The sequence below is a fragment of the Pantoea sp. BR_17 genome (assembly GCF_041955125.1).
Taxonomy (GTDB): domain Bacteria; phylum Pseudomonadota; class Gammaproteobacteria; order Enterobacterales; family Enterobacteriaceae; genus Pantoea; species Pantoea stewartii.
Genome location: NZ_JAVAXT010000002.1, coordinates 114487 through 132115 on the forward strand (window position 1 = coordinate 114487; position 17629 = coordinate 132115).

Sequence of the window (17629 nt, forward strand, 5' to 3'; positions counted from 1 at the left end):
ATCAGTCGGCCAGTTCCAGAATGCGTACGACCAGTTGAGAAAAGGTCAGTCCCGCCTGCTTTGCTGCCATCGGCACTAAGCTGTGGCTGGTCATGCCCGGGGAAGTATTGGCTTCCAGCAACTGAAAGCGGCCTTCACCATCGGTCATCACATCGACACGACCCCAACCCTGACATCCCAGCGCCTGCCAGGCAGACCACACCAGCTGTTGTAATTCTGCTTCACGCTCTGCACTCAGCCCTGCGGGACAGAAGTACTGAGTATCGTCAGAAATGTATTTAGCTTCATAGTCATAGAACTCGCTGGCAGTCTTTATTTTTATCGCTGGCAGAATCTGATCGCCCAGAATCCCCACGGTATATTCTTCACCACTCAGAAACGCCTCGATAAGCACGTTATCGTCGTGACGAAATGCCTCTTCCAGCGCGGCCATCAGATCACCCTGCTGATTAACCCGGCTGATGCCAACGCTGGATCCTTCACTGCTCGGTTTAACAAACAGAGGGAAGCCCAGCGCGGCAATCGCCGCCGCTGTCGCAGCGTCCAGACCCGACTGCATCTGTGCACGGGTCATCCAGACAAACTTACCTGCCGGCAGTCCCCTGCCCTGCCACAGTAATTTGGTACGCAGCTTATCCATGGTCACCGCCGACGCCATGACCCCGCTGCCGGTATAAGGCAGTTGCAGGAATTCAAGCACGGCCTGAAGCGTGCCGTCTTCGCCACCGCGACCATGCAGCGCGATAAAGACTTTGTCGAAGCCCTGCGCTTTCAGATCCAGTACAGACTGCTCGCGTGTATCAATACCGTGCGCATCAATGCCCGCTTCACGTAAACCGGCCAGTACGGCAGCCCCGGACATCAGGGAGACCTCGCGTTCGGCTGAGGTGCCACCCATCAAAACAGCCACTTTAGACATGACGGCCCTCCACTTTGCGCTCTGGCTGCAGTTTGCATTCCGCCAGTTTACGCGCCACTTTCCCGACGTTACCTGCGCCCTGAACCAGAATCAGATCGTTACCTGACAATAACGGCGCCAGCATCTCGACTAACGCATCATGCTCCGGCACCAGAATGGGGTCGACTTTACCGCGGTTGCGGATTGCACGACACAGCGCACGGCTGTCAGCACCCGGAATCGGCGTTTCGCCGGCGGCATACACATCCAGCATCAGTAAAACGTCGACCTGTGACAGCACGTTGGCAAAATCGTCAAACAGGTCGCGCGTGCGGGTATACCGGTGAGGCTGAAAGACCATCGCCAGTTTTTTATCCGGCCAGCCTGCGCGCGCCGCTTTAATGGTGGCATCCACTTCCGTTGGATGATGGCCATAATCATCAACCAGCATAGCCGTGCCAGGCGTGCCGTTGACCGGTTCGGTAGCAAACTCGCCCAACTGATCGAAACGACGGCCGGTTCCCTGGAAGCTCTCCAGCGCCGCCAGAATCGCGCTGTCTTCAATGCCTTCTTCGCTGGCAACCGCAACCGCTGCCGCCGCATTCAACGCGTTATGCCGTCCCGGCGCATTCAGCGTGATCGCGAGTGGTGCCTTGTCCTGACGAATCAGGTTGAAATGCACCTGAGCGCCACGCTGTTCAAAATCTTCAATGCGGAAGTCCGCATCCTCGCTGAAACCATAGGTCGTAATCTGACGTCCTACACGCGGTAACAAGTCGCGAATCACCGCATCATCAACGCACATCACCGCACGGCCATAGAAGGGCAGGTTGTGCAGAAAATTGATAAACGTCTGCTTCAGGTTTTCGAAATCACCCTGATACGTGTCCATATGATCGGCTTCGATATTGGTCACGACGGCAACCATCGGCTGCAGATGCAGGAAGGACGCATCGCTCTCATCCGCCTCAGCGATCAGATAACGGCTGCTGCCCAGACGCGCATGCGTGCCCGCCGCTTTCACCAATCCACCGTTAACGAAGGTCGGATCCAGACCACCTTCGGCATAAATGCTGGAGACCATCGCCGTTGTCGTGGTTTTGCCGTGCGTTCCGGCGATCGCAATGCCATGACGAAAGCGCATCAGTTCTGCCAGCATCTCAGCGCGACGAATCACCGGGATACGTTGCTCGCGTGCCGCAACCAGCTCAGGGTTATCCTGAGAAACCGCACTGGAGACCACGACGACACTGGCATCCGTCACGTTTTCCGGGCGGTGATTGAAGTAAATCGTTGCGCCCAGATTGATCAGATTTTGGGTTACCGGGTTAGGCGCCAGATCAGAACCGCTAATATGGTAGCCTTCATTCGCTAACACTTCGGCAATACCGCCCATGCCAGCACCGCCGATGCCGACAAAGTGAATGTGCCGGACGCGACGCATCTCGGGCACGATTGAACGCAGTTTTGCCAGTTGTTGTGTATTCATTACGCTTTCTTATACCTACTCATTCAGTTTGTGCTCAGGTTGTTGAGCACGGGCCAGCCAGGCTGACCTGATTCTTTAACGTGCGGCGCGAGCCACTTCCTGTGCAACCCGTTCGGTGGCATCAGGTACCGCTACCGCGTGGGCCTTTTCTGCCATCGCGAGTAATGTTGGACGGTCCCAGTGACGCAACGTTTCCGCTACCGCCTCCGCAGTAAACTGCGGCTGCTCAAAAATTTTGGCTGCCCCTGCGCCTTCAAGCGGCAGGGCATTCCAGTACTGCTGGCGATCTTTGTGCTGAAACGGCACGAAAATCGCCGGTAAGCCTGCGGCAGCGATTTCGCTTACCGTTAATGCGCCAGAGCGGCAAATCACCACGTCGGCCCAGGCATACGCAGCGGCCATATCATCAATAAACTCGGTCACTTTATGCTGCGGCTGACCGGCTTGCTGATAGGCCTGTTGGACTTCTTGCAAGGCGCCCTTACCCGTTTGATGCCAGAGGGTAATGGTCTCGCCCAACCTGGCGGCAATCTGAGGCAACGTCTGGTTCAGAATGCGCGCGCCCTGACTGCCCCCGATAACCAGAATACGAATCGGTCCACTGCGGCCAGCCAGCCGTTGAGCCGGTGACGGCAGCGCCAGCACATCGGTACGCACCGGATTACCCACAACGTCCGCGTGCGGAAAGGCGCCCGGGAAGGCCTGCATGACCTTGGTGGCAATTTTAGCCAGCCATTTATTGGTGAGCCCGGCAATACCGTTCTGCTCATGGAGTACCACTGGCACCCCGCAACTCCAGGCGGCCAGACCACCGGGCCCCGATACATAACCGCCCATGCCGAGCACCACATCGGGCTTCCAGGCTTTGATAATCTTGCGCGCCTGACGCCAGGCGTTGAAGATGCGTACCGGCGCTAACAACAGCGCTTTACTGCCTTTACCGCGTAATCCACTGATGCGGATAAAATCAATGTCGATACCGTGCTTCGGTACCAGGTCGGCTTCCATACGATCGGCCGTGCCTAACCAGCGCACCTGCCAGCCCTGCGCCTCAAGATGATGCGCCACAGCCAGCCCCGGGAAAACATGCCCACCGGTTCCTCCTGCCATGACCATCAATCGTTTACCGCTCATCGACCACCCCGGGTAAACGCCTGCGCTTTAGCCAGACGCGTTTCATAATCAATACGTAACAAAAATACGATGGCCGTCGACATAATGAGCAGGCTCGAGCCACCGTAACTAATCAGCGGTAATGTCAGACCTTTTGTCGGCAACATCCCCGCCGCCGCACCCACGTTGACCAGCGCCTGAAAGCTGAACCAGACGCCGATTGAGCAGGCCAGAAAGCCGGAGAAACGTTGGTCAAGTTCAAGTGCGCGGCGGCCAATCGACATGGCGCGAAAAGCCACGAAGAATACCATTAACAGGGCTAAAACCACACCGATGTAACCCAGTTCTTCTCCGATAATCGAGAAAATAAAGTCGGTATGTGCTTCCGGCAGGTATTCCAGTTTCTGTACCGAATTGCCCAGTCCCTGGCCCCAGAATTCGCCGCGGCCAAACGCCATCAGTGACTGAGTAAGCTGGTAGCCGCTGCCGAACGGATCTTCCCACGGATTCCAGAAAGAGGTCACACGGCGCATACGATAGGGCTCGGCGATGATTAACAACACTACTGCGAAGATGCCGGAACCGATAATCGCCAGGAACTGCCACAGCTTTGCCCCCGCCAGGAAGAGCATCGCGAGCGTCGTGACAAACAGCACCACCACCGTACCCAGATCGGGCTGAGCGAGCAGCAGCACCGCCAGCACGACCATCACCCCCATCGGCTTACAGAAGCCCCAGAAGTTATTGCGGACTTCCTCAACCTTACGCACCAGATAACTGGCGAGATAACAGAAGAGCGTGAGCTTAGACAGTTCCGCTGGCTGAATACGCAGTGGACCCAGTGCAATCCAGCGTGATGCCCCGTTTACGGAGCTTCCTACGACCAGCACAATCAGCAGCATGACGACCGACGCCATCAACATCACGTTGCTGTAGCGCTGCCAGAAATCCATGGGTACGCGCAGCGTGACCAGGGCGATACCAAACGCCAGCGCAATATAGAACGCATCACGCTTGGCAAAGTAGAACGGATCGTCATTCAGACGCTGTCCCACCGGCATTGAAGCCGATGTCACCATCACAAACCCGATTGCAGCCAGCCCCAGGGTCAGCCAGAGCAAAGTCCGGTCATAGAGCACCTGCGAGGTATCGTCGCTCTCACGCGCGCCCATCACCCAGTTACTCAGGCGACCTGACAGATAATTCACAATGCCCGCTCCAGGAATACGCATCAGCTTAACTCCCTGGCCAGTTGCGCGAAGACATCGCCGCGCTGTTCAAAATTGCGGAACTGGTCAAGGCTGGCGCAGGCCGGGGAAAGCAGGACCATGTCGCCTGGCTGTACCTGTTTTGCAATCTGCGCCATTGCCTCCTGCAGCGTTTCGGTCCTGACCGCCACGTCAAGGCGGAGCGCGGCCAGTGCATCACCATCGCGCCCAAAGCAAAACAGCCGGATACGATCGCCCTGCAGATACGGCTGCAATGGAGAGAAATCCGCAGATTTGCCATCACCTCCCAGCAGTAACCAGAGCGTACCGTCAACCTGTAATCCCTTCAGAGCCGCTTCCGTACTGCCCACATTGGTTGCTTTTGAATCATTGATCCAGCGCACACCGCGGCTTTCATGAACCAGCTGGAAACGGTGCGCCAGACCTGAATAAGCCGCCAGTGCGGACAGACTGGTCGAGCGTGGCAGACCAACCGCATCGGCCAGCGCCAGCGCGGCGAGCGCATTGGTGTAGTTATGCTGTCCGACCAGCGTCATCTCGTCTGTGTTCAGGACTTTTTCGCCTTTCGCCCGCAGCCAGACACTGCCCTGCTGCTTGTTCAGGTGATAATCGCCGATATCAATACCGAAACTGACACAGCGTGCGTCGGCGCCGCGTACCGGCATGGTCATGCCATCGTCGGCATTCACCACGCAAACCTGAGCGTTCTCGTAAATCCGCAGTTTTGCCGCGCGATACTGCTGCATACCTAACGGATAGCGATCCATATGATCTTCGGTCACGTTCAGGATCGTGGCCGCTGCGGCCTTCAGGCTGTAGGTGGTTTCTAACTGGAAGCTGGAAAGCTCCAGAACATAGAGCTGAGCGGGGACTTTCAGCAGGCTCAGCGCGGGCAACCCAATGTTACCGCCGACGCCTACCTGCCAACCGGCGGCTTTCGCCATTTCGCCGACTAACGTAGTGACCGTACTCTTTCCGTTTGAACCGGTGATCGCCACGATCGGTGCCTGTGCTTCCCGGCAAAACAGCTCAATGTCGCCGACGATTTCAATGCCCGCGTCTGCCGCTTCACACAATGCGGGATGGGCCAGGGCAATGCCGGGGCTGGCCACGATGAGATCCGCAGCCAGCAGCCAGTCGCGATTGAGACCGCCCACATAACGTTCCACCTGCTCAGGCAGTTTATCCAGCCCGGGCGGTGATACACGGGTATCCATCACGCGGGGCGTTACGCCCTGCGCTATAAAGAAATCAACACAGGACAGGCCGGTCAGGCCTAATCCGATGATGACGACTTTTCTCCCGCGGTAATCAGCCATGATTAACGTACCTTCAGCGTCGCCAGGCCAATCAGCACCAGCATGAGCGAAATAATCCAGAAGCGCACAATCACGCGCGGCTCTGGCCAGCCTTTCAGTTCGTAATGGTGATGGATCGGTGCCATGCGGAAAATACGCTGGCCACGCAGCTTGAACGATCCCACCTGCAGGATCACCGACAGCGTTTCAACCACAAACACGCCGCCCATAATCACTAATAAAAATTCCTGGCGCAGCAGGACAGCGATGGTACCGAGCGCGCCGCCCAGTGCCAGCGAGCCGACATCGCCCATAAAGACCTGAGCCGGATAAGTGTTAAACCAGAGGAAACCTAATCCAGCCCCAACAATCGCCGTACAGACGATAACCAGCTCACCTGCGTGACGCAGATAAGGAATGTGCAGGTAATCGGCAAACTTCACGTTACCGGTCGCCCAGGCGACCAGGGCGAAACCGGCCGCAACAAACACTGTCGGCATAATGGCCAGACCATCCAGCCCATCAGTCAGGTTGACGGCATTGCCGGTACCGACGATGACGAAATAGGCCAGCACAATGTAAAACAGGCCAAGCTGTGGCATCACATCTTTGAAAAACGGCACCACGAGTTCCGTCGCAGGCGTATCTTTACCGGCCAGATAGAGCGCAAAGGCGACACCGAGCGAAATCACCGACATCCAGAAGTATTTCCAGCGGGCAATCAGCCCCCTGGTATCCTTGCGAACCACTTTACGGTAATCATCAACAAAGCCAATGACGCCAAAGCCCACCAGCACCACCAGCACGCACCAGACGTAGGGATTAGAAGGATAAGCCCACATCAGCACCGACAACGTAATCGACGTCAGAATCATGATGCCGCCCATCGTCGGCGTTCCCCGCTTGCTGAAGTGCGATTCGGGACCATCATTACGGACAACCTGCCCGATCTGCAGCTTTTGCAGCCAGGCAATCAGACGCGGCCCCATCCACAGCGAAATAAACAGTGCGGTCAGCAGGCTGACAATGGCGCGAAACGTCAAATACGAAAAGACGTTAAAACCGGAATAAAATGCGACCAGATGCTCGGCCAGCCAAACTAACATGTTCCTTTCTCCTGTAAGCTCTGTACTACCTGCTCCATGGCGGCACTACGCGAACCTTTAATCAATACGGTCATTTCTTTGTGTTCGGACAGCAACTGGCGTAATCGTTCAGTCAGCGCCGTTTTATCGCTGAAATGTTCGCCAACTTCGCTACTTTCACTCATAAAGTGGCTGAACTGCCCGGTGCTTAATACCCGGTCAACGCCCGCAGCTTTGGCGGCCAGACCGACTTCGCGATGAAGTTGTTCACTTTCATCCCCTAATTCAGCCATATCGCCCACCACCATCACACGGTAGCCGGGCATTTCAGACAGCACCTGTGCCGCCGCAACCATCGATCCTACATTGGCGTTATAGCTGTCATCCAGGAGCAGTTGATGATCTGAGAGCCGGACAGGAAATAAGCGACCAGGAACGGACTGCAGGCTTTTCAGCCCGGTCTGCACCGCGCTAAGCGGTGCATCGACCGACAACGCAAGCGCCGCCGCCGCCAGAGCATTGGCGATATTGTGCCGACCGGGCAGAGGCAGAATAATGTCGATGTCACCACGGGGCGTATGCATGACAAAATGGGTGCCATCCTGGCGAATACGGATATCGCGCGCACCAAAGTCGCAGTCTGCGGCCTGCGGCGAGAAGCGCCATACCGTTTTACCGTGCAGGTTCTCCTGCCAGCGTGGCCAGTCATTGCTGTCAGCATTTAAAATCGCCGTTCCCTTTGCGGGCAGGCCGTAAAAAATTTCACCCTTCGCTTTTGCGACACCTTCAAGCGACCCGAAACCCTCAAGGTGCGCGGCAGCCAGATTATTGACCAGCGCCGCTTCCGGACGAACCAGGTCGGTGGTATAGGCGATTTCACCCTGATGATTAGCGCCAAGCTCAATCACGGCATACTGATGTTCTGGCGTGAGACGCAGCAGGGTCATGGGCACGCCAAAATCGTTATTCAGGTTACCGGCGGTATGCAGCGTTTCGCCGCACTGGCGTAAAATCGCTGCGGTCATTTCTTTCACTGACGTTTTACCGGATGAGCCGGTCAGCGCAACGACGCGGGCACTGACCTGCTGACGCACCCAGGACGCCAGCTTACCAAAGGCGATGCGCGTGTCTTTGACAACGACCTGCGGCACCGACACAGGTAAATGCTTACTTACCAGCAAGGCTTTCGCGCCCTTGGCAATCGCATCCTCGGCAAAGTCATGTGCATCGAAGCGCTCACCCACAATGGCAACAAACAGACTGTCTGCGGTGACCTTGCGGGTGTCTGTCGTGACGGTGTTGAACGTCAAATCGTCGCCGTGCAGCGTACCGCTGGTGACCTGCGCTAAGGTGCGTAATGAAACCGGAATCATGCAATGCCTCCTAACAGCGTGGCGACCGTAGCACGATCGGAGTAGTCCAGCCGCTGATGACCAATAATTTGATAATCTTCGTGGCCTTTACCGGCGACTAACACAATGTCGTCGGGCTGAGCCTGCATAATAGTGCTGGTGACTGCCTGTGCACGGCCCGCGACAACGCGAGCGCGGCCCGGATCAAGGAGGCCGCTCAGAATGTCCTGCACAATCGCCGCAGGATCTTCGCTGCGCGGATTATCGTCAGTAATCACGACCACATCGGCAAACTGTTCCGCAATGGCACCCATAAGTGGGCGCTTACCTTTGTCGCGATCGCCGCCACAGCCGAACAGGCACCATAGTTTACCTTTACAATGCAGGCGGGCGGCGGCCAGTGCTTTCTCTAATGCGTCGGGCGTGTGGGCATAATCCACCACGACAGTGGGTTTGCCCGGTGCGGTGAAGACTTCCATCCGTCCGGTAACCGGCTGCAGTTTTGCGGCAACGCGCAGTAAATCATCCAGTGCATAACCCAGCGCCAGCAGTGTGGCCAGCGCCAGCAACACGTTACTGACGTTAAAAGCCCCCATCAGACGACTGTCCAGTTCGCCATCGCCCCAACTGGAGCGGAAACGAATGTGGGCACCATTGTCGTGATAGTTCACCTCGGTTGCGCGAAGCCAGCGACCGTGGCAGCCAGGCTGCAGGTTATTTTCCATCGAGACAGCAACCGCATCAGGCAGGTTTGCCAGCCAGCGGCGTCCGACTTCATCGTCGGCATTCAGGATGGCCACGCCCACCTGATGTTCAGAGAAGAGCAGCCATTTAGCTGATTCGTACTGTTGCATATCGCCGTGATAATCCAGGTGATCGCGACTGAGGTTGGTAAAGACAGCAGCAGCGAACGGCAAGGCTGCGACACGATGCTGCACCAGACCGTGGGAGGAGATTTCCATGGCGGTCAGCGACGCGCCCTTGCTGGCCAGTTCATCCAGAGTATGCTGGACGTCCACAGCGGAGCCGGTGGTGTTTTCGGCAGGCACGAGCTGGCCGACCAGACCATTTCCCACCGTCCCCATCACCGCGCTGGTTTCACCCATCAGCTCAGCCCACTGGGCCAGCAGCTGACTCGTGGTCGTTTTGCCATTAGTGCCGGTGATGCCAATCAGTTTTTGTCTTTCGCCCGGCTGTTGGTAAAAACGCCCCGCCAGAGCGGAAAGACGCTGGGGTAACTGTGCAAGATAGATAACCGGCACGCCGTGCATTTCGCGTATTTCACCGTCGCTCGCTTCCCCTTCGGCTTCCGCAATCACGGCGGCCACGCCCTGGGCAATGGCCTGAGGAATGAAGCGGCGTCCATCAACCTGATGGCCGGCGATAGCGACAAACAGATCACCCGCAGCCGCCACGCGACTGTCCAGCGTCATGTCACGCAACGGGCGCGCAGGTGCACCGGGCACCCACGGTCCGAGTAAGTCGCGCAGGTTACGATCTGTCACTTGTTTCCTCACTTCTGTTTGTCACCAACTCGTTCTTGTCATTGGTCGGCAGCGCATCCGGCTCGATGTTCATGGTGCGCAGTACGCCGCCCATGATGGCACCAAACACCGGTGCAGAAACCGCACCACCATAATATTTACCGGCCTGAGGATCGTTGATGACCACAACAAGCGCAAAACGAGGACGGCTGGCAGGTGCCACGCCTGCGGTATAGGCGATGTATTTGTTCACATAACGCCCGTCCGGTCCGACTTTTTTCGCCGTACCGGTTTTAATGGCGACGCGATAACCTTTAATGGCGGCTTTCACGCCGCCCCCGCCCGGCAATGCAACGCTTTCCATCATATGCACCACGGTTTTCACCAGAGCTTCAGGAAATACGCGCTCACCGCCCACCGGCGGATCCACTTTGGTAATTGAGAGCGGGCGGGCGATACCAAAGCTGCCAATCGTTGCGTAGACTCGCGCTAACTGTAACGGCGTTACCATTAGCCCGTAGCCGAAAGAGAAGGTGGCCCTCTCTATGTCAGACCACCGTTGTTTTTTAGGGTATAAGCCACTGCTTTCCCCGACCAGCCCCAAATTGGTCGGTTTACCCAGACCAAAGCGCGAGTAAGTTTCTACCAGCGCTGAGGAGGGCATCGCTAACGCCAGTCGGGAAACACCGACGTTACTCGATTTCTGTAGTACGCCAGTCAGCGTGAGTTCGTTATAGCGCGCTACGTCTTTAATCTCATGACCATTTACGCGATACGGCACGGTGTTCAAAACGCTGTTCTCTTTCACCACGCCGCGTTGCAGCGCGGTCATCACCACCATCGGTTTTACCGTCGAGCCGGGTTCGAAAATGTCGGTGATGGCCCGGTTGCGCATCAGATCTTTTGGCGTGTCGCTGAGGTTATTGGGGTTATAGGCAGGGCTGTTCGCCATCGCCAGGACCTCACCGGTATTCACATCCACCAGAACCGCCGTTCCCGATTCGGCTTTGTTAAAGGCGACCGCATTATTCAGCTCACGGTACACCAGCGCCTGTAAACGCTCGTCAATACTCAGAGTGAGGTTATGTGCCGCACGACTGTCCACCGATGAAATGTCTTCGATAACGCGCCCATAGCGATCTTTACGCACGGTACGCTCGCCGGGCTCACCCGTCAGCCATTTGTCAAAGCTCTTTTCGATGCCTTCGATTCCCTGACCATCGATATTGGTGAAGCCAATCAGATGTGAGGTGACCTGTCCGGCAGGGTAATAACGGCGTGATTCTTCGCGCAGATGGATACCGGGCAGCTTGAGTTTTTTGACGTATTCACCAATGGCGGGATTGACCTGGCGGGCCAGATAGATGAACCGGCCTTTAGGATTGGCATTCACGCGGGCGGCCAGTTGATCAATGGGAACAGAAAGCGCATCTGAGAGCGCACGCCAGCGACTGTCGAGCGTGACACCGCCCGCATCATGCAGCTCTTTGGGATCGGCCCAGATGGCGTTAACCGGCACGCTGACCGCCAGCGGACGCCCGCCGCGGTCGCTGATCATCCCCCGCGAGGTGGGCACGGCCTGAACGCGCAGTGAACGTAAATCGCCCTCTTTAACCAGTTTGTCCGGATTAATGACCTGCAGCCAGGCCACGCGTGATAACAGCCCACCTAAGGCCAGTAAAATGCAACCGCATAACAACGCAAAACGCCAGCTTACAAAGCTGGCTTTATCTTCTGGTTTTTTTAACTTCAGCGTTCTTTTTACGCCGCTCATTAGCAGTAACAGGTCCTTATTTTTGCACCACGATGTTTTCCTGCGAAGGATCAACGTGCTGCATCTGCAGCTTCTCGGTGGCGATCCGCTCAACGCGGCTGTGATCGCCAAGGGCATTCTCTTCCAGAATTAAGTTGCGCCACTCAATGTCCAGCGCATCACGCTCAAGCACCAGTTGCTCTCGCTGGGCAGTCAGCAAGCGTGTTTTGTGCGTCGTTGTCACGACCAGCACGGCAGAAACCAGCACAGCAATCAGCAACAGAAAAGGGAGTTTCCCTTTACGCATAATGTCGCCCGCGATGACAGCGGGTAAGCTGTGCCGTTCGTTGCCAATCATGCGTCAGTTCGCTCCGCAATTCGTAAAACGGAACTGCGCGCACGGGGATTCTCTTTCACCTCCGTGTCGCCAGGTACCATTTTGCCCAGCAGCTTCAACTGACGCCCACCCAGTGCATTCAGTTGCTGCTCGGTCATGGGTAAGCCATGGGGCACCTGCGGCCCGCGGCTCTGATCGCGCATAAACCGCTTCACCAACCGGTCTTCCAGCGAATGGAAGCTGATGACAGACAAACGCCCTTGCGGAGCCAGCACATCGACTGCACCTTTTAATGCGGTGTCGATCTCTTCCAGTTCGCTGTTGATCCAGATGCGAATGGCCTGGAAACTACGGGTCGCCGGGTGTTTGAACTTGTCTTTAACCGGTGTTGCTGCGGCAATCACCTCTGCCAGCTCTTTCGTGCGCGTCATCGGTTGATCCCGGTTGCGTTCCACAATCGCCCGCGCAATCCGCTTCGCAAATCGTTCTTCACCATAGGTTTTCAGCACAAAGGCGATATCGGCCTCTTCTGCCTGCATCAACCATTCGGCGGCAGAGTGGCCGCGCGTGGGATCCATGCGCATATCCAGCGGCCCGTCGCGCATAAATGAAAACCCGCGTTCGGCATCATCCAACTGCGGGGATGACACGCCCAGATCCAGTAATATGCCGTCAATCTGACCTGCCAGTTCACGCTCTGCCACATACTCCGCCAGCGCGGAAAAGGGGCCATGAACAATGGAAAAACGCGGATCCTTTATTTCAGCGGCCGCGGCGATAGCTTGCGGATCACGGTCAATGGCGATGAGCTTTCCGTTGGCGCCAAGCTGCGCCAGAATCAAGCGTGAGTGACCGCCACGACCAAAGGTGCCGTCAATATAGATTCCGTCTTCCTTGATGTTGAGGCCATTCACTGCCTCATCCAACAGCACGGTGGTGTGTTTATAATTTTCCTGCATAGCTATAGCGATAAATCCTGCAACCGCTCAGATAAAGGCGACTGAGCTGACTGTTCTGCGTCAATATCATCCCTGACTTGTTGATACCAGGTCTGTTCATCCCACAGTTCAAACTTGTTGAACTGCCCAACCAGCATCACTTCTTTGCTTAAATTTGCATGCTGGCGAAGGGTATTCGCCAGCAATAAGCGGCCCGCATTATCCATCTGACACTCACTGGCATGTCCCAACAGTAAACGCTGCACGCGGCGCTCCATCGGATTCATGCTGGACAGACTCGCCAGTTTTTTCTCAATGATTTCCCATGCGGGTAAGGTGTAAAGCAACAGGCATGGCTGATGGAGGTCGATGGTACAAACCATCTGCCCCTGCGATTCCTCGTTCAGCAAATTACGGTAACGGGTTGGTACCGCCAGTCGTCCTTTGCTGTCGAGATTGACTAACGTTGCTCCACGGAACATGTCAGTCTCACCCCTCAGTTACCCATTTGCACCACTTTATCCCACTTTTTACCACAAAACGAGTTTAAGGATCGTAGGAAATCATTGTCAAGCCGGAGCGGCAGTAGAATATGATTATTTACCGAGGCGGGAATTAACACTGAAAAGGTTTCAAAACGCCGGAAGATGATTAATCAAAATTAAACTAATGAATAATTGAATAAAAAATTCAGCTCTGAAAAAAAACGGCGAAAATTAACACGTTTATTACGGTTGAATAATCCGATGCCGTTTTGAGACAGGGGACGCATTTTAGGGGATTTCTTAACGGAAGCCTAGCCACTCGCCTGATGTTAAGGGGCTAAACCAGCGTTAAGTTGTAAGTAAACAAGAATGGTCTGTTAACTTAATTTGTTAGAATGAATGTTAAACGCTTACGCTTTTTTACTTTGGATAAGAAAGAGTTTAAAAACAGCATTTAAACATCGGGGCAGACAAATCGCTGCCCGTATTATTAATTAGAAATTCTGCTTAATTGTCCGCGACGTAATAAATTGCGGCGAATACGCGTTAATCCAGGCTTGGGTTTACGCGGTTCATCGAGAGACGCTAATACCAATTCCAGTACCCGTTCGGCTACATCACGATGACGCTGGCCTACCGATAACACCGGGCACTCCAGGAAGTCCAGCAGTTCATGATCGCCAAAGGTGGCGATCGCCAGATTGGACGGCAGGCGGCCGTTACGCTTCAGGGTCACATCCATCACACCCTGTAACAGGCCGAATGACGTGGTGAACAGCGCGTCTGGCATTGAGTGATCCTGCAAATACTTTTCGAACACGGCGGCCGACGCCGTGCGCTCAAAACTATTGCAATAGAGGAAGTCGATGGGACGCTCATCCCCTTTCCAGGCTTCTCTGAATCCCAGTTCACGCAGAAAGCTGACCGATAATTCTGGTAACGCGCCCATGAACAGAACGTTGCTGACCTTAAGCTGACGCAGTTCAGCCGCCAGGGCATAAGCATCGTCCTGGTCAGCACCGACCACGCTGGTAAAGTGTTCACGATCCAGCGCGCGGTCCAGTGCGATGATGGGCAGGGGATTGTTAATCCAGCGCTGATAAAAAGGATGCTCAGGAGGAAGTGAAGTGGATACGATAATGGCGTCCACCTGGCGTTGCAGCAGATGCTCAATACAGCGCATTTCATTGTCAGGCTGATCTTCAGAACAGGCGATCAATAACTGGTAGCCACGCTGGCGGGCCTGACGCTCAAGATAGTTAGCAATACGTGTATAACTGGTGTTTTCCAGATCGGGAATCACCAGACCGATCGAGCGCGTGCGCCCGGCGCGCAGCCCTGCCGCCACAGCATTAGGATGATAGTTATGCTCGCGGACCACCGCCATGACTTTCTCAACGGTTTTATCGCTGACACGATACTGCCGTGCCTTTCCATTAATGACGTAACTGGCCGTGGTGCGCGATACACCCGCCAGGCGCGCAATTTCATCCAGTTTCACTGTAACCCCACCGTTAAGCGGGTCTGATAACCCGCAGATAAGCTATGGACATTCTTTTATCACATCTAACAGCAGAAAAGTGCGCGGAGCAACCGCTTTTCTGATGGTGAACCTTGTTCTGCACAAAAAAGAAAAAACCCGGCATTTCGCCGGGTTACATTCGTTTTAGATCGTTACGGCGCGTGATTAACGCATTATTCGTTCGCCACGTGAAACACCGACGATGCCGGAGCGCGCGACTTCTACAATTTCAGCCACTTCGCGTACCGTGCTTAAGAATGCATCCAGCTTATCGCTGGTGCCTGCCAGCTGAACCGTGTAAAGCGAAGGCGTCACATCAATAATCTGGCCCCGGAAAATTTCTGCGCTGCGCTTTACCTCTTCGCGGCCATAACCTGTCGCCTGAATTTTCACCAGCATAATTTCACGTTCGACGTAAGCGCCCTGCCCTAACTCGGTCACACGCAAAACATCGACCAGTTTGTGCAGCTGTTTCTCAATCTGCTCCAGGACTTTCTGGTCGCCAACAGTCTGAATCGTCATGCGTGACAGCGTAGGATCGTCCGTGGGCGCAACCGTCAGGCTCTCAATGTTGTAGCCACGCTGTGAAAACAGGCCAACAACACGAGACAATGCGCCGGATTCGTTTTCCAGCAAAACCGATAAAATGCGACGCATAATTAAGTCCTCTCCGTTTTGCTCAACCACATCTCATCCATACTGCCACCGCGAATCTGCATCGGGTAAACATGCTCACTGCCGTCAACGTTAACATCAACAAACACCAGTCGTCCTTTTGCCAGAGTTTCCAGTGCCAGCGTCAGCTTCTCTTCCAGCTCCGCAGGATGACTGATGGCAATGCCTACGTGACCATAGGCCTCCGCCAGGCGAACGAAATCAGGCAATGATTCCATATAAGACTGAGAATGGCGGCCAGAGTAAATCATGTCCTGCCACTGTTTCACCATGCCCAGGAAGCGGTTGTTCAGGTTCAGCACTAATACCGGCAGATCATACTGGAGCGCGGTCGAAAGCTCCTGAATGTTCATCTGAATACTGCCATCGCCCGTCACGCAAATCACCGTTTCGTCAGGCAGCGCCATTTTGACACCCAGCGCGGCAGGCAGGCCGAAGCCCATGGTGCCGAGGCCACCAGAGTTAATCCAGCGACGGGGTTTATCAAAGGTGTAGTAGAGCGCGGCAAACATCTGATGCTGCCCTACGTCCGATGTCACGTAAGCATCACCATTAGTAAGACGGCAGATGGTTTCGATCACGGCCTGGGGTTTGATTTTGTCACTGGTACGATCGTAGGCAAGGCACTGACGTCCGCGCCAGGTCTCAATCGACTGCCACCAGTCACGCAGACTGTCTAACTGCTGCTTCGCCTCCGTGTGATCAAGCAGTTCCAGCATCTGCTGTAACGTCTGTTTTGCATCGCCCACAATCGGAATATCTGCGGAGACCGTTTTGGAAATCGACGTCGGATCGATATCAATATGCATCACGGTGGCGTTCGGGCAGTATTTTGCCAGATTGTTGGTGGTGCGATCGTCAAAACGTACACCAACGCCGAAGATCAAATCGGCATTGTGCATCGTCATATTCGCTTCGTAGGTGCCGTGCATACCGAGCATACCTACGCACTGGCGATGGCTGCCAGGGAACGCGCCCAGCCCCATCAGTGAAGTCGTGACCGGAATATTCAGGCGCTCAGCCAGCTGCAACAGCTCGGCTTCACACGACGACGTAATGGCACCGCCGCCGGCATAGATAACCGGCTTATGCGCCGCCAGTAAGGTTTGTAACGCACGCTTAATCTGGCCTTTATGGCCCTGAATTGTCGGATTATACGAGCGCATGCTCACTTCCTGCGGATAGTGATAAGGCAGCTTATTCGCAGGATTAAGGATATCTTTTGGCAGATCGATAACCACCGGTCCCGGGCGACCGCTGGATGCCAGCCAGAAAGCTTTTTTCAGTACCGTCGGGATCTCTTCGGTGTTTTTCACCAGAAAACTGTGTTTCACCACCGGGCGGGAAATCCCCACCATGTCACATTCCTGGAAGGCATCATAACCAATCAGCGAAGACGGCACCTGACCCGACAGAATGACTAATGGAATAGAATCCATATAGGCGGTCGCGATACCGGTGATCGCATTGGTTGCACCCGGCCCGGACGTCACCAGCACCACACCGACTTCACCGGTTGCGCGTGCCAGACCATCGGCCATGTGGACCGCACCCTGCTCGTGGCGGACCAGAACATGGTCGATGCCCCCCACAGTTTGCAGTGCATCATAGATATCGAGTACTGCGCCACCCGGATAACCGAACACTTGCTTCACGCCCTGGTCGATCAACGACCGGACGACCATTTCGGCTCCTGACAACATCTCCATTTTCTGCCTCCCGGCTTGAGGAACTGAATCCACTGGCGACGGCTTTTCCGCTAGCCATATGCATCCTGCCCTGTTTCGCCAATTAAAATCAAAACCTTATGTTTTTGCTAAGACCGCAGAACTCATTTCTGCGATCCAGATACAGAGAATTCTGCTGGGTTAATTTTTCTAAGAGTAGGTCGATTACCATAACCGTAGAAAAACGGGCTGGCAAACGCCAAACGCATTTGATGAAAGGCGGCGGGATTCAAAGCCTCTGCCC

The 17629-nt window shown here is 55.2% G+C and carries 15 protein-coding genes; all 15 read right to left on the reverse strand.

Annotation, left to right across the window (positions count from 1 at the left end):
- Nucleotide 1: 1 nt before the first annotated feature.
- On the reverse strand, nucleotides 2-919 hold the full coding sequence (locus RAC60_RS04180; protein WP_054634501.1) for a D-alanine--D-alanine ligase: 918 nt from the start codon (nucleotides 917-919) through the stop codon (nucleotides 2-4).
- Nucleotides 912-2387: a UDP-N-acetylmuramate--L-alanine ligase gene (gene murC / locus RAC60_RS04185; RefSeq protein WP_006117678.1), complete on the reverse strand. Its 1476-nt coding sequence runs from the start codon at nucleotides 2385-2387 to the stop codon at nucleotides 912-914. The genes RAC60_RS04180 and murC overlap by 8 nt, the downstream gene beginning before the upstream one ends.
- A 75-nt stretch (nucleotides 2388-2462) precedes the next feature.
- Nucleotides 2463-3521 (reverse strand): undecaprenyldiphospho-muramoylpentapeptide beta-N-acetylglucosaminyltransferase, encoded by a 1059-nt coding sequence (gene murG, locus RAC60_RS04190; RefSeq protein ID WP_058702059.1) that lies wholly within the window; start codon nucleotides 3519-3521, stop codon nucleotides 2463-2465.
- Entirely contained in the window at nucleotides 3518-4732 is a 1215-nt protein-coding gene (ftsW, locus tag RAC60_RS04195; RefSeq protein WP_033740255.1) for a cell division protein FtsW, read from the reverse strand. Before ftsW ends, murG begins: the two co-directional genes overlap by 4 nt.
- Nucleotides 4732-6048: a UDP-N-acetylmuramoyl-L-alanine--D-glutamate ligase gene (gene murD, locus RAC60_RS04200; RefSeq protein ID WP_375092742.1), complete on the reverse strand. Its 1317-nt coding sequence runs from the start codon at nucleotides 6046-6048 to the stop codon at nucleotides 4732-4734. The genes ftsW and murD overlap by 1 nt, the downstream gene beginning before the upstream one ends.
- 2 nt (nucleotides 6049-6050) lie before the next feature.
- A complete protein-coding gene (mraY, locus tag RAC60_RS04205) occupies nucleotides 6051-7133 on the reverse strand; it encodes a phospho-N-acetylmuramoyl-pentapeptide-transferase (protein WP_033740254.1) in 1083 nt (360 codons plus the stop codon).
- The gene (gene murF / locus RAC60_RS04210; protein ID WP_006117673.1) at nucleotides 7127-8485 is read right to left on the reverse strand and encodes a UDP-N-acetylmuramoyl-tripeptide--D-alanyl-D-alanine ligase; all 1359 of its coding nucleotides are present in this window, start codon (nucleotides 8483-8485) and stop codon (nucleotides 7127-7129) included. Before murF ends, mraY begins: the two co-directional genes overlap by 7 nt.
- Nucleotides 8482-9969 (reverse strand): UDP-N-acetylmuramoyl-L-alanyl-D-glutamate--2,6-diaminopimelate ligase, encoded by a 1488-nt coding sequence (murE, locus tag RAC60_RS04215; protein WP_058702061.1) that lies wholly within the window; start codon nucleotides 9967-9969, stop codon nucleotides 8482-8484. The genes murF and murE overlap by 4 nt, the downstream gene beginning before the upstream one ends.
- Nucleotides 9956-11722, reverse strand: a complete 1767-nt coding sequence (locus tag RAC60_RS04220) for a peptidoglycan glycosyltransferase FtsI (RefSeq protein ID WP_006117671.1) — start codon at nucleotides 11720-11722, stop codon at nucleotides 9956-9958. The genes murE and RAC60_RS04220 overlap by 14 nt, the downstream gene beginning before the upstream one ends.
- A gap of 16 nt (nucleotides 11723-11738) precedes the next feature.
- Complete coding sequence (ftsL, locus tag RAC60_RS04225; protein WP_006117670.1) at nucleotides 11739-12059, reverse strand: cell division protein FtsL; 321 nt, start codon at nucleotides 12057-12059, stop codon at nucleotides 11739-11741.
- Entirely contained in the window at nucleotides 12056-12997 is a 942-nt protein-coding gene (gene rsmH / locus RAC60_RS04230; protein WP_054634505.1) for a 16S rRNA (cytosine(1402)-N(4))-methyltransferase RsmH, read from the reverse strand. Before rsmH ends, ftsL begins: the two co-directional genes overlap by 4 nt.
- A 2-nt stretch (nucleotides 12998-12999) precedes the next feature.
- A complete protein-coding gene (gene mraZ / locus RAC60_RS04235) occupies nucleotides 13000-13458 on the reverse strand; it encodes a division/cell wall cluster transcriptional repressor MraZ (RefSeq protein ID WP_006117668.1) in 459 nt (152 codons plus the stop codon).
- 493 nt (nucleotides 13459-13951) lie between these two features.
- Complete coding sequence (cra, locus tag RAC60_RS04240) at nucleotides 13952-14962, reverse strand: catabolite repressor/activator (RefSeq protein ID WP_006117666.1); 1011 nt, start codon at nucleotides 14960-14962, stop codon at nucleotides 13952-13954.
- Nucleotides 14963-15148: 186 nt separating this feature from the next.
- Nucleotides 15149-15640, reverse strand: coding sequence for an acetolactate synthase small subunit (ilvN, locus tag RAC60_RS04245; protein ID WP_006117664.1), 492 nt, complete (start codon nucleotides 15638-15640; stop codon nucleotides 15149-15151).
- A 2-nt stretch (nucleotides 15641-15642) separates the two neighbouring features.
- The gene (ilvI, locus tag RAC60_RS04250; RefSeq protein ID WP_006117663.1) at nucleotides 15643-17367 is read right to left on the reverse strand and encodes an acetolactate synthase 3 large subunit; all 1725 of its coding nucleotides are present in this window, start codon (nucleotides 17365-17367) and stop codon (nucleotides 15643-15645) included.
- Nucleotides 17368-17629 lie beyond the last annotated feature (262 nt).

What these genes read in the sequence shown, in the direction of transcription:
- RAC60_RS04180 (WP_054634501.1), bottom strand. Translation starts at nt 919, where the DNA reads ATGTCTAAAGTGGCTGTTTTGATGGGTGGCACCTCAGCCGAACGCGAG.
- murC (WP_006117678.1), bottom strand. Translation starts at nt 2,387, where the DNA reads ATGAATACACAACAACTGGCAAAACTGCGTTCAATCGTGCCCGAGATG.
- murG (WP_058702059.1), bottom strand. Translation starts at nt 3,521, where the DNA reads ATGAGCGGTAAACGATTGATGGTCATGGCAGGAGGAACCGGTGGGCAT.
- ftsW (WP_033740255.1), bottom strand. Translation starts at nt 4,732, where the DNA reads ATGCGTATTCCTGGAGCGGGCATTGTGAATTATCTGTCAGGTCGCCTG.
- murD (WP_375092742.1), bottom strand. Translation starts at nt 6,048, where the DNA reads ATGGCTGATTACCGCGGGAGAAAAGTCGTCATCATCGGATTAGGCCTG.
- mraY (WP_033740254.1), bottom strand. Translation starts at nt 7,133, where the DNA reads ATGTTAGTTTGGCTGGCCGAGCATCTGGTCGCATTTTATTCCGGTTTT.
- murF (WP_006117673.1), bottom strand. Translation starts at nt 8,485, where the DNA reads ATGATTCCGGTTTCATTACGCACCTTAGCGCAGGTCACCAGCGGTACG.
- RAC60_RS04220 (WP_006117671.1), bottom strand. Translation starts at nt 11,722, where the DNA reads ATGAGCGGCGTAAAAAGAACGCTGAAGTTAAAAAAACCAGAAGATAAA.
- ftsL (WP_006117670.1), bottom strand. Translation starts at nt 12,059, where the DNA reads ATGATTGGCAACGAACGGCACAGCTTACCCGCTGTCATCGCGGGCGAC.
- rsmH (WP_054634505.1), bottom strand. Translation starts at nt 12,997, where the DNA reads ATGCAGGAAAATTATAAACACACCACCGTGCTGTTGGATGAGGCAGTG.
- mraZ (WP_006117668.1), bottom strand. Translation starts at nt 13,458, where the DNA reads ATGTTCCGTGGAGCAACGTTAGTCAATCTCGACAGCAAAGGACGACTG.
- ilvN (WP_006117664.1), bottom strand. Translation starts at nt 15,640, where the DNA reads ATGCGTCGCATTTTATCGGTTTTGCTGGAAAACGAATCCGGCGCATTG.
- ilvI (WP_006117663.1), bottom strand. Translation starts at nt 17,367, where the DNA reads ATGGAGATGTTGTCAGGAGCCGAAATGGTCGTCCGGTCGTTGATCGAC.